General features: G+C 27.2%; 14 protein-coding genes and 2 pseudogenes. 7 read left to right on the top strand and 9 right to left on the bottom strand.

Annotated features, from left to right (window positions below; translation table 11 throughout):
- Positions 1 to 783 precede the first annotated feature (783 nt).
- Positions 784 to 1,536, top strand: a pseudogene (locus tag AELL_RS14470) (methyl-accepting chemotaxis protein); the annotation flags it as partial.
- 9 nt (positions 1,537 to 1,545) lie between these two features.
- Entirely contained in the window at positions 1,546 to 1,941 is a 396-nt protein-coding gene (locus AELL_RS05040; RefSeq protein WP_118916895.1) for a PAS domain-containing protein, read from the top strand.
- 21 nt (positions 1,942 to 1,962) lie between these two features.
- On the opposite strand, the gene AELL_RS05035 is transcribed toward AELL_RS05040, so the two are convergent.
- A complete protein-coding gene (locus tag AELL_RS05035; RefSeq protein WP_118916894.1) occupies positions 1,963 to 2,175 on the bottom strand; it encodes a tautomerase family protein in 213 nt (70 codons plus the stop codon).
- Between the two features lie 93 nt (positions 2,176 to 2,268).
- Between AELL_RS05035 and AELL_RS05030 the strand changes: the two are divergent.
- Positions 2,269 to 3,095: pseudogene (locus AELL_RS05030) on the top strand (LysR family transcriptional regulator).
- A gap of 12 nt (positions 3,096 to 3,107) precedes the next feature.
- Here AELL_RS05030 and trpC read toward each other — a convergent pair.
- The 4 genes from trpC to AELL_RS05010 all read right to left on the bottom strand — a co-directional run bounded on the left by trpC (position 3,108) and on the right by AELL_RS05010 (position 6,280).
- Positions 3,108 to 3,899 (bottom strand): indole-3-glycerol phosphate synthase TrpC, encoded by a 792-nt coding sequence (gene trpC / locus AELL_RS05025; protein ID WP_118916893.1) that lies wholly within the window; start codon positions 3,897 to 3,899, stop codon positions 3,108 to 3,110.
- Positions 3,896 to 5,056 (bottom strand): tetratricopeptide repeat protein, encoded by a 1,161-nt coding sequence (locus AELL_RS05020; protein ID WP_192941214.1) that lies wholly within the window; start codon positions 5,054 to 5,056, stop codon positions 3,896 to 3,898. Before AELL_RS05020 ends, trpC begins: the two co-directional genes overlap by 4 nt.
- Positions 5,057 to 5,187: 131 nt before the next feature.
- Positions 5,188 to 5,571, bottom strand: coding sequence for a YkgJ family cysteine cluster protein (locus AELL_RS05015; RefSeq protein WP_118916891.1), 384 nt, complete (start codon positions 5,569 to 5,571; stop codon positions 5,188 to 5,190).
- On the bottom strand, positions 5,564 to 6,280 hold the full coding sequence (locus tag AELL_RS05010) for a tRNA1(Val) (adenine(37)-N6)-methyltransferase (RefSeq protein ID WP_118916890.1): 717 nt from the start codon (positions 6,278 to 6,280) through the stop codon (positions 5,564 to 5,566). Before AELL_RS05010 ends, AELL_RS05015 begins: the two co-directional genes overlap by 8 nt.
- Positions 6,281 to 6,576: 296 nt before the next feature.
- Here AELL_RS05010 and AELL_RS05005 point away from each other — a divergent pair, with 296 nt between their 5' ends.
- The 4 genes from AELL_RS05005 to AELL_RS04990 are packed head-to-tail and all read left to right on the top strand — an operon-like array spanning position 6,577 to position 9,459.
- Positions 6,577 to 6,900 carry a 4Fe-4S dicluster domain-containing protein gene (locus AELL_RS05005; RefSeq protein ID WP_118916889.1) on the top strand — a complete coding sequence of 108 codons (324 nt, stop codon included), beginning with the start codon at positions 6,577 to 6,579 and terminating at the stop codon, positions 6,898 to 6,900.
- Positions 6,901 to 6,909: 9 nt separating this feature from the next.
- Positions 6,910 to 8,040, top strand: coding sequence for a 2-oxoglutarate synthase subunit alpha (locus AELL_RS05000; RefSeq protein WP_118916888.1), 1,131 nt, complete (start codon positions 6,910 to 6,912; stop codon positions 8,038 to 8,040).
- A 2-nt stretch (positions 8,041 to 8,042) separates the two neighbouring features.
- The gene (locus AELL_RS04995; protein WP_118916887.1) at positions 8,043 to 8,876 is read left to right on the top strand and encodes a 2-oxoglutarate ferredoxin oxidoreductase subunit beta; all 834 of its coding nucleotides are present in this window, start codon (positions 8,043 to 8,045) and stop codon (positions 8,874 to 8,876) included.
- Between the two features lie 10 nt (positions 8,877 to 8,886).
- Positions 8,887 to 9,459, top strand: a complete 573-nt coding sequence (locus tag AELL_RS04990) for a 2-oxoglutarate:acceptor oxidoreductase subunit OorC (protein ID WP_118916886.1) — start codon at positions 8,887 to 8,889, stop codon at positions 9,457 to 9,459.
- Positions 9,460 to 9,486: 27 nt separating this feature from the next.
- Here the strand turns inward: AELL_RS04990 and AELL_RS04985 are convergent, their stop codons facing one another.
- From AELL_RS04985 to rpe, 4 genes are read right to left on the bottom strand one after another with little or no spacing between them, the layout of a single operon-like run.
- Positions 9,487 to 10,032, bottom strand: coding sequence for an HD domain-containing protein (locus AELL_RS04985; protein WP_118916885.1), 546 nt, complete (start codon positions 10,030 to 10,032; stop codon positions 9,487 to 9,489).
- A gap of 4 nt (positions 10,033 to 10,036) precedes the next feature.
- Positions 10,037 to 10,855 carry a 3'-5' exonuclease gene (locus AELL_RS04980; RefSeq protein ID WP_118916884.1) on the bottom strand — a complete coding sequence of 273 codons (819 nt, stop codon included), beginning with the start codon at positions 10,853 to 10,855 and terminating at the stop codon, positions 10,037 to 10,039.
- The gene (locus tag AELL_RS04975) at positions 10,842 to 11,438 is read right to left on the bottom strand and encodes a phosphoribosylanthranilate isomerase (RefSeq protein ID WP_118916883.1); all 597 of its coding nucleotides are present in this window, start codon (positions 11,436 to 11,438) and stop codon (positions 10,842 to 10,844) included. Before AELL_RS04975 ends, AELL_RS04980 begins: the two co-directional genes overlap by 14 nt.
- A gap of 1 nt (position 11,439) precedes the next feature.
- On the bottom strand, positions 11,440 to 12,081 hold the full coding sequence (gene rpe, locus AELL_RS04970; protein WP_118916882.1) for a ribulose-phosphate 3-epimerase: 642 nt from the start codon (positions 12,079 to 12,081) through the stop codon (positions 11,440 to 11,442).
- Positions 12,082 to 12,109 lie beyond the last annotated feature (28 nt).

Below are 12,109 nucleotides of genomic sequence, written 5' to 3'. Positions count from 1 at the left end.
AATATAATAAATAAAAACAAATATTAATAATTTTTTATTTTATAAATTCTCTTCTTAATGCCCTATTCCTCGCATTTATTGTAATCAATATTGTTATATAATTTTTAATACATTAAAAAAGGGAAAAGGGTTTTAATGCTAGTTAATCTAGAAACGAAAAAAAGAATACTTCTTAACATGTTGTTAAGTCAATTAGGATTTGCAATAATTAGTGTCGTTGCAATATTTAGTAACTCAAAAATCATTGCAATTATAACTGTAAATATTGTATTTGCAATGATTGTTGCTTACGTTAGTTTTTATTCTATGAAAAGAATTGTTGGAGGAATTGATAGAATAAAAAAATATATTGATGATTTAATGGATTTTGCTTTTTATAGAACAAATCGAATAAAAAAAGCTCAATATATAAAAAATGACGACATTGGTTTTATACTTAAAGAATTAAATGAATACGTAGATAAATTTGATGATATGAGAAAAAACGATATGCATGTACTAGGAGAGGTAGTTATTGCATTAAATAAAGTTTCTCAAGGAATTTATACAACAAAAATTCATACTGACTCAAATAATTTTATGATTACAACTTTGAAAAAAATTGTTAATGAGATGCTTACAACTACAAATGCAAATATGGAAGAACTTGTAAATATTATGGATAAATTTACCCATCAAGATTATCGTTATCAGATTAACATAAATCCTATTTTAAAAGGAAAAATGCTTATAACTATGCAACAAATCAATAAATTGGGGCAAGAATTAAATGATAATGCAAAACAAAATTTAGAAAACGGTTTTCTTTTAGAAAAAAATTCAATTTATATGCAAAAATCAATGAAACATCTTGCCCTTAGAGCAAATGAACAAGCTGCTTCTTTAGAACAAACTGCTGCTGCACTAGAAGAGATAACATCAATTACAAAAAACAATACCATAAATGCTACAAAAATGTCTGAATTAAGTAAAGATTTAAAAGATTCTGTAACAACAGGTGGAACACTTGCAAATAAAACTGCTTTAGCTATGGATGAAATCAACCAAAAAGTTCAAGCTATTAGTGAAGCAATTAGTATTATTGATCAAATTGCATTTCAAACAAATATTTTATCTTTAAATGCAGCTGTTGAAGCTGCAACTGCTGGAGAAGCTGGAAGAGGATTTGCTGTTGTTGCTGCTGAAGTAAGAAATTTAGCAAGTAGAAGTGCAGAAGCAGCTAGAGAGATTAAAGATTTAGTTGAAAATGCAACTACAAAAACCCATGAAGGAAAAGAGATATCAAATGAGATGAGTAATGGTTACAACAATCTAAATCAACTCATTTCTCAAACTATAAATATAATACAAGATGTAAGTTCAGCATCGAAAGAACAACTAACAGGAATTGAACAAATAAACAACGCAATATCAATGTTAGATAAAGTAACTCAAGAAAATGCCAATGAATCAAATAGTGTTTCAAATATTGCAAATGAAACTCTTTCAATGGCTCTGTTATTAGTTGAAGATGCAAAAAGCAAAAAAGTAAATTAAGGGAAAACGATGAGTAAAGAAATAGTTTTAGATGATTCTGCTTTTTTAGTAAGTGAAACAGATGAACGAGGTATTATTATTTTCGCAAATGATGATTTTTGTAAGATTGCAGAATATGGTGTTGATGAATTAATTGGTAAACCACATAATATTGTAAGACATAAAGATATGCCAAAAGCTGCATTTAAAGATTTATGGGATTGTGTAAAACAGGGAAAAGTTTGGACTGGATATGTGAAAAATGCAACAAAATCAGGAAATTATTATTGGGTTTTTGCAACTGTTTTTCCAACAACTACAAGTGAAGGAAATAAAGGTTTTTTATCATGTAGAAGAAAAGCTAGTCAAGAAGAGATAAATGAGTCTGTTGAACTATATGAAAGGTTAAATAGAAAAGAACAATAAGCACTTTAGAAAAGAGAAATACTATTTTTTCTCTTTTCTAATATTTGTTATTGTTTTTCCGCCAATTGCATAATTATCTGTATTTACTTCTTCTATAATCACAACTGCACTTGAAGCACCTCTTCCATTAAAAACTTTTGCAAAAAGTTCTGTTATTCCTTTTGCTAATTCTTCTTTTTGTTCTTTTGTAGCTCCACCATCTTCATGTGTCATTTTTACATTTATTACAGGCATATTTTTCCCTTTAATTTTTTTCAGTTATAATATCACTAAAAGTGATATTAAGTCAAATATAAAATAATGATAATTGATATAAAGAAAAGTGATATGGATTCAAATTTATTAAAAGTTTTTGTTGAAGTGGCAAATCAAAAAAGTATTTCAAAAGCAGCAATAAATCTTCAATTTGCACAATCAAATGTTACTTCAAGAATAAAACAGTTAGAAAAATCTATTGGAAGTAGCCTATTTCATAGAGTGCCTAAAGGTGTAATTTTAAGTCAAGAAGGTGAAAGACTATATCCATATGCACTTGAAATAATAAAAAAAATTGAACTTGCAAATTATGAAATGAAAAATATAAATCAACAAAAACATTTATTAATTGGTTCAACAGAATCAAATGCAAGTACAAGAATTATCCCTTTTTTGTTAGAACTAAATAAAGATTTTCCTAATATGACTTTAGAATTAATCACAAATACAACAAAAGAAATTACAAAAAAAATTCTTGATTATAAACTTGACATAGCATTTATTAGTGGTCTTCCAAAGAATGATGAACTAATGATTTTAAATAAGATTGAAGAAACAATTGTTTTAGTTGAACCAAAAGATATCAAAGCTCAAAATATTTATTTATCATTTAAAAATGGCTGTGCATATAATGAATTTGGTCAAACATATTTAAAGAAATAACAAATTATGAACACAAAAATCTAGAATTTGGAAATTATGAAACTATTTTAGGTTGTATAAAAGCTGGTATGGGGAAAAGTATTTTACCACTTAGTATTATTAAAAAGTTAAATTATGAAAAAGATTTAGAAATTACAAAATTGTCAAAAAAGATTGTAAATCTTCCAACGTGTATGGTTTGTAGAAAAGATAATTTACCTAGAATAAAAAATTATTTAGAAAAGTTTAAATTCTAGGATTTGAGTTTTTTAATTTAAAGCGTTTTTGAATTTTTTTAATTCTTCTTCAATTGATGGAACTCTCATAAAATGTTCACCAATCAAAAATGCATCTGCCCCAATAGAGTTTAATCTTTTGATAACTTCAGTATCAGAAACTCCAGATTCTGCAACTATAATTTTTCCATTTGGAATAAGTGGGATTAATTTATCACATAAACTCATATCCATCTCAAATGTATCAAGATTTCTATGATTAATTCCAATAATTGTTGCTCCACATTTAATAGCTTTTGTTAAATCTTCTTTGTCATGAATTTCAACTAAAACTTCAAGTCCTAAGTGAATTGCATAATCATATAACTCTTTTAACTCTTTTGAACTTAGCGCTTTTGCAATTAATAAAATAAAATCAGCTCCATAAACTAAAGCTTCAACAATTTGATATTTATCAACAATAAAATCTTTTCTTAAAAGTGGAGTTGGAACATATCTTCTAATTTGAGTTAAATACTCTAAATTTCCTTTAAAATAGTGAGGTTCAGTTAAAACTGAAATTGCGTTTGCACCACTATTACTATAAGCTTGTGCTATAACTAAAGGGTCAAAATCCTCTTTTATAATCCCTTTACTTGGACTTGCTTTTTTAACTTCTGCAATAATTCTAATTGGTTCTTCTTTTGTTGAAGTTAAATATGGTTTTACATCTCTTGGTGTATATGGATTTGAAGAAAGTGTTCTTCCTAATAAATCTAAACTTATCTCTTTTTTTCTAATCTCTAAATCTTGTTTCGTTTTTTCTATAATCTCATCTAAAATCACTCTTTACACTCCTTAATTTTTTCCCAATGTAATTTTATCTCTTCATCATCTAAGCCTACTTCGTCAACAACTTGTTTCATATAAGTATAAGCTTCTTTACAATTTTTTACTTTATATTCTCCCCAAGCTAAGGTATCAAGAAAAGCAACATTTGATGGATCTTTTTCTAAAGCTTTTTTAACTAAATAAATCCCTCTATTTATATTCAAATCATAATCAATCAAAATATATGCTAAATAATTTTGATATATTGGATTATCCAAAGTTTCTAAAACTTTTTCAAACTTATTTATTACACTACTTAAAATCAATTTTTTATCTTTTGCCATTTCAAATTCTAATATTGCTTGTTGAGCTAAGAAATCCATATTATTAGAATTTTTATAAAATTTATTTAACAAATTATAGGCTTTTTGTGATTGATTTGTCATTCTATATAAGTTTAATAAAATTTCGTCTTCTTCACCATTTTGTTCCCAAAAATCAATAACAGTTTTTACATCATTATTTACTACATATTTTAAGAAAAGTGCTTTTGTTTTATTTAACAATAATTGATTATCATTTTGTTTATAATGAAAATACATATTTTTTAAAAATGAAACTAATCTATCTTGAGCTTTTATATTTTCATAAAAAGCTAATAACTGTAAAGATACATTAAAATTGTAGTCATTTTTATGAATATAATTTTCAAGTCTTTTAATAGCCTCTTCTTTTTGATTCAAATTCATAAATTGAATATTTGTCAAAGTTAATAAAGTATTACTTGCATCATTTAATAGAAAAGCATTATTAAAAGCTTCATAAGATTTCAAATATTGTTTATCTTCAAGATATATACTTCCTAATAACTCATAATTAACTGCATTTTTATATGTAAATATCAATTTTTCAGCATTTAAAATAGCTGCTTCTTTTTCTTGTAGTTTAAACAACGCATAAGCATATAATCTTAAAATAACTTCTTCTTCTTTTATATTTTCAAGCATATATTTTGAAGCATTTTCTTTAACTAAAGCATACTCTTTTAGCTGAGTTGTAATTGTTAAATATTTAACTAAATATTCATAATTATTAGTATTTTCAAATAGTTTTAAATATATATCTCTTGCATTAAAATACATTCTTTGATTTTCAGTCTCTAATGCGTACATTATATAGAAATCTTCCAAATCAAAAGATTTTGTTTTTACTGTTTTAAAATTAGTTTTTTTTACTTCTTTATTCTCTAAATTAACATCTTTTGTGCTACATCCACAAAAAATTAATATTAATGAATAAATAACTAAAGATTTTTTATAGCTGGACACTCTTTATAAACCTCTTCTTCATTTTCTTTAAAATAGTCCCAAAAAGGGAAAGTTCTACATTGCATCGGTCTTACGGGATAAATTGAACACTGTCTTTTTTCTAAATTAAAAAAACAACAGGCAAAATTATTTGAAGCTAATTTTACCTCTTTTATGCTATATTTATATCCAATTTTTGTTAAATATCTAAATTTTGTCTCTTCTAAAGTTAAATTCAAGTGAAAAGCTAATGCTTGCATCTCTTGTGCATTAATCCAAATATATCCACTTTCCCCTATACAGCAATTACCTTTACAAGAATCACAACCTTTTGGATCAAATGCAAAATTAAAACCATCTTTTTTTAATAAATTACTCAATATCAGCCTTTATACTATATGTTGAAGATTTTTTATATATATTTTCAACCTCATTTGTAAACTTATTATCTTCATCAAAAACAACTAAAGGATTAAATATTTTTGTCAAAGATTTTGAATTTTTTCTTGCATAAACTAAAATTAATGTTGCATCTTTTGATACTTTAGGATGAACAAACTGCAAAGCTTCTATATTAAATTTATATTTATTCAATAATAATAATATTTCATTTATCTGTTTACAATCATAACAAAAAAAGAATTTTCCATCATTTTTTAAAATTTCTGAGGTCTTTTTTATAAATTTTTCCAAAGGTAAAGAGTCATTATATCTTGCAATTTTTAAAGATTCATTTTCACTTTTTATAACTTCACAATGATAAAAGGGAGGATTTGAAACACAAATATCAAATTTTTTATCAAATTCAATTTTTTCAAATGAACCTTCGTACAAATTTGTATTTATTTTGTTTGTTAAAGCATTTTTTGTTGAGAAAAATTGAAACATTTTTTGAATCTCACACTGATTTAAGTTCAATTTTTTATACTCATTTGAAACTAATAAACCAAGAATTCCGCTTCCACTCCCAATATCTAAAATTTCGCCTTTTATATTTTTATATTTTTTAAAATTTTCACAAATAAAATAAAATAAAAAATGTGTATCACTATTATAACAATATCCATTTTTAGGTTGATATAAAACCAAAAATCTTCCTTCTCTAATTTATTATAATTATATCTAAGTTTCATAAATATGTCTTTTAAACTAATTATTAATTAACTCTTTTAATATAAAATTAGATTGATATTTTAAGCTTAAATATATATTATAGACTCTTTTATATACATCAGATTTTTTCTTGTAGCAAAATGTAACAAGAGTAAAATTCACCCGAGAAAATCATAAATTTTATTCATCTTTGGAATGTTTATTGCTATTATTCAAGGATAATATATTGAGTTTGTTCAAGTATTGATTTTAAAATAATTTAAGGAGAGATTATGTCTAATATGGAAGCTCCTGCAAATACTCCTGTATGGGTAAATGAGGCTAGATGTAAGGCATGTGATAAGTGCGTTTCTGTTTGTCCTGCTGGCGTACTTGCAATGAGACAAGAAGTTCATTCTACTTTAGGTTCAATGATTAAAGTTGTTCATCCTGAATCATGTATTGGTTGTACAGACTGTGAGTTAGCATGTCCAGATTTTGCAATTTATGTTGCTGATAAAAAAGAGTTTAAATTTGCAAAGTTATCAAGTGATGCAAAAGAGAGAAAAGAAAAAATAGTTAAAAATAACTATAGAATATTAGATGAAGATTTGTAAGGAGAATTGATGTCAAGAGAAGTGATTTCAACAGGAAATGAACTTGCAGCAAAAGCTGCAATTGATTCAGGTTGTGAGTTTTTTGGTGGTTATCCAATTACTCCTTCAAGTGAAATAATGCATGTACTTTCTTCAGCTTTACCAGCTAGAGGTCATGCTTGTATTCAAATGGAAGATGAAATAGCAGGTATTTGTACAGCTTTAGGTGCTGCTATGTCTGGGAAAAGATCTATGACTGCTACTTCAGGACCTGGTATTTCTTTAAAAGCAGAAAACTTAGGTGTTGGATATATTTCTGAAGTTCCTTTAGTTGTTGTAAACGTTATGAGAGGTGGTCCATCAACTGGTCTTCCAACAAGAGTTGCTCAAGGGGATTTATTACAAGCTAAAAACCCAACTCATGGAGATGTTAAATCAATTACATTAGTTCCAGGTAACTTAAATGAGTGTTATACTGAAGTTGTAAGAGCATTTAACTTAGCTGACAGATTTATGCAACCAGTATTTGTTTTATTAGATGAAACAATCGGTCACATGAGTGGAAAAGCAATTTTACCTGATTTAGAAGAAGTTGAAAAAAACAAAATTGTAAGAAAAAGATTTGATGGTGATAAAAAAGATTATAAACCTTACGGAGTTGGAGCTGATGAACCAGCAGTATTAAATCCAATGTTTGAAGGATATAGATATCACTTTACTGGACTTCACCATGGACCAACAGGACACCCAACTGAAGATGCAGAAGTTTGTGATGCTTTAATGAAAAGATTATTCAAAAAAGTTGATGCTCATTTAGATGAATTAGAATTAAATGAAGAGTATATGTTAGAAGATGCTGAAATTATGATTATTGCTTATGGTTCTGTATCTTTAGGTGTTACTGAAGCTATCAACAGAATGAGAAAAGAAGGTATCAAAGTAGGTATGTTCAGACCAAAAACAATTTGGCCAAGTCCTGCAAAAAGAATTAATGAATTAATGAAAAAATTTGACAAAGTATTAGTTACTGAGTTAAATATGGGTCAATTTGCTGATGAAGTACAAAGAGTATCTGGAAGATCTGATTTTGATACTTTATTTAAAGTAAATGGAAGACCTTTATCTCCACTAGAAATTATTGAAAAAGTGAAAGGAATGTAATCATGGCTTTTAATTACGATGAATATTTAAGAACAGACAAAATGCCAACACTATGGTGTTGGGGATGTGGTGATGGAGTTATTTTAAAATCTGTTATTAGAGCTATTGAAAAACTTGAATGGAATATGGACGACGTTTGTGTTGTTTCTGGTATTGGATGTTCAGGAAGATTCTCTTCATACATCAACTGTAACACTGTTCACACAACTCACGGAAGAACTTTAGCTTATGCAACTGGAATTAAATTAGCAAATCCAACTAAAAAAGTTATCGTTGTTGGTGGAGATGGTGACGGTCTTGCAATTGGTGGAAATCACACAATTCACGCTTCAAGAAGAAATATTGACCTAAATTATATTATTATCAATAACTTCATTTATGGATTAACAAACTCTCAAACATCTCCAACTACTCCTCAAGGTATGTGGACTGTAACAATGAGTAGAGGAAATATTGACCCTACTTTTGATGCTTGTAAATTAGTTGAAGCAGCAGGAGCTTCTTTTGTTGCAAGAGAGACTATGTTAGATCCTAAAAAATTAGAAAAAACTTTAGTTAAAGCTTTTGAACATAAAGGTTTCTCATTTATTGAAGTATTCTCTAACTGTCACGTTAACTTAGGAAGAAAAAACAAAATGGCTACTGCTATGGCTAACTTAGAGTGGATTGATTCTATTTCTATGTCAAAAACTAAGTTTGATAAATTAGAGCCAGAAGAACAAAAAGGAATATTCCCTACAGGTATCTTAAAACAAGATACAGAAGCTATGGAATATTGTGAAGCTTATGAAAAAGTAAAAGAGGCTCACAAAAATAAAACTATGGTTCAATTATAAGGAGTTACACATGGCAGCAAATAGAACATTAATGAGATTTACAGGTGTTGGTGGACAAGGTGTACTTCTTGCAGGTGCGATTTTCGCAGCTGCAAAAATCAATAATGGTGGATATGGATTAAAAACAGCTACTTATACTTCTCAAGTAAGAGGTGGTCCAACTGTTGTTGATATTACTTTACAAGATGAACCAATTTTATATCCTTATGCAAATGATGGTGAAATTGATTTCATGTTATCAGTTGCTCAAGTTTCTTATAATCAATTCAAAAATGGTGTAAAAGAAGGTGGCGTTATCGTTGTTGAGCCAAATCTTGTAACACCTACAGAAGAAGATAGAAAAAAATGGAAAATCTATGAGATTCCAATTATTACTATTGCAAAAGAAGAAGTTGGAAATGTTATTACTCAATCAGTTTTAGCTTTAGCAATGGCTAACTATTTTACTGGAGAAACTGTTCCAAATGAAGTATTAAGAAAAACAATGCTTTCAAAAGTACCTGAAAAAGTACATGAAATCAATAATAAAGCATTTGATTTAGGTTTAAAATACGCTTCTGAAGCACAACAAGCTAACGCTTAATAATAAAAAGCCTTCGGGCTTTTTATTTTATTCTTTAATAAAGTTATTATAATTCTCTATTTTTTCTTTTAATCTATTTGATAAATATATATTTGAATTTCCAAGACATGATAAAATAAAACTTGCTTCTTTTTGATAATCTTTAATTTTTTTATTATCCCAATGTTTTGGTGGAGTTCCTAAATTTGTAATTCTATCAGCAAGTTTTACCATTTGAACTTCATAAGGTTGAGTAAGTAATCTTTCTATACTATCTCTCATTTGTTCTTGTTTTGAACTTAAAGTTTTATCTTTTGTTAATGCCTCAACTCCATTTGCAACATCTTCTCCAAATTTTACATACAACTCATCATAAGTAATGTTTGTATCTTCTATTACATCGTGTAATAATGCACAACTTATTGCTAAATCTGCTTTTTTTTCATCTAAATTTGATTTTTCACAAGCATTTATAACTTCCATTGCAACGCTTGTTATATGTGCAAGATAAGGATAACCTTTTGGTGTTTTTTGTTCACCATGAGCGATTGTTGCAAATTCCAGAACTTCAATATAATTTTCTTGAGAAAACATAATACTAATCCTTTTTTTGTTGATTATTAATCACATTATCACTTTTTGAAAAATTTATTAAATCTTCTACTGTTTTTATTTTATTAAAATCTAAATTTTCTAAACATTTTTTAAAAACTATTGCTGTTGTTAAAGCATCATAATATGCTCTATGATGATTACTCACATCAATATTTAGTAACTCTTTTAAAGAACTTAAACCATATTTTTCAGCCTCAATTGTTCTTTTAGCTAAATCAATTGTACATAATTTTCTATTTAATAATTTACCTAAATTATATTTTTCAAAAGAGTCAGAAATAAAAGTATAATCAAACTTTATATCATGTGCAACAAAAACATCATCTCCTAAAAAAATTTTAAAATCTTGTAAAACTTTTTCTAATCTTGGAGCATTTTCAAGCATTTTGAGATTTATTTTTGTAACTTCTTGAACATAAGGAGGTATCTCTTTTGCAAAAACTAAAGACTCAAACTTATCTATTATTTCTCCATTTTTGTATTTTACTGCACCCAACTCAATGATTTGATAACCTTTTTTGGGACTTCCACCATTTGTTTCAATATCTACAATACAAAAAACTTGTTCATTTATAGGTGTTTTTAGAGTTTTTAAACATACATATTCACTTTCAAAATCTAAAGGCAAACCATTTGAAATAAGTAACTCAAATTCAAGTTCAGGATCTTCATAAATTGTATCATTTGCTTTTTCTAATAACTCAAAAAATTCACTATATAAAATTGGCTCTTTTAATAGTCTTTGTAAAATATTTTGTAATTTTATTTGAGCTTTAGGAGTAATCCTTTTATTTGATTTCATTTGCCTCTTTTACAAAATCAATCATTTTTTGTCTATCTTTTATCCCTTTAACTTCTGATTCAACTCCAGAACTAACATCAACTCCATAAAAACCAAAACCGTTTATCTCTTTTAAATTTTTTGTTGTTAAGCCACCAGCAAGTATAAATTTAGAACAATCAATACTTTCAAACCAATCAAGGGCAATTCTTTTACCTTCTCCACCAAAACTATCAACAAATGCATCAACTAAATAATACTCTTTATTCAAATTTAGTAAATCTTTTTTCTCTTTTGCTCTGATTACTTTTATATATTTAAAAGAAATCTTTTCATAATTTAAAACATCAAAATCATCTATTATTTGAGCTAATTGCATTTTTGCATCAAAACAAATTTGATTAATAAACTCTTCATTTTCATTTACAAAAAGTCCAACTGTTTGAACAAAAGGAGGAAGTTTTTCAGCAATCTCTTTTGCTTTTAAAGGTTCTATATATCTTGGCGATTTTTTATAAAATACAAAACCTAATGCATTTGCACCTGCATTTACAGCTTCAAGTGCATCTTGCAGATTTGTTATTCCACAAATTTTTACTCTCATTTTACACCTGAAGACTTTTTATAGCTTTACTATAATCAGAGTTTCCAAATACATAAGAACCAGCAACAACAACATCAACACCAGCTTCTTTTAGTTCATGGATATTTTTGTCATTTACTCCACCATCAACCTCAATTAGACAATTTGGATTTTTTTTATTAATTAACTCTTTTAATTTTTTAGTTTTTTCAATCACACTTGGAATGAATTTTTGCCCACCAAAACCAGGATTTACAGACATCAATAAAACCATATCTAAATCTTCTAATAAATACTCAATAGCTTCTGGTGGAGTATGAGGATTTAAAACAATAGCTGGTTTAATTCCATAATCTCTAATTTTTTGAATAAGTCTATGTGGGTGTTTTTCACTTTCAATATGAAAAGAGATATATTCTGGTTTACAAGGAGCAAACAACTCTACAAAAAATGTATTATTTTCAACCATTAGGTGAATATCAAGTGGTTTTGTTGCAACTTTTGCAACAGGGTTTACAACAACTGGTCCAATTGTCATATTTGGAACAAAATGTCCATCCATTACATCAACATGAATTAAATCACATCCAGCATCACAAATAGCTTTTATTTCATTTGCTAAGTTCCCAAAATCTGCTGATAATATAGAAGGTGCAACAAGCATCTTTTCTAACCTTTTTTCTAATTTTGGG

It is taken from the genome of Arcobacter ellisii, assembly GCF_003544915.1.
In the GTDB taxonomy this organism is placed as follows: domain Bacteria; phylum Campylobacterota; class Campylobacteria; order Campylobacterales; family Arcobacteraceae; genus Aliarcobacter; species Aliarcobacter ellisii.
The sequence above is the reverse complement of the archived record's forward strand: the minus strand, read 5'-3'. Positions and strand labels throughout refer to the sequence as shown.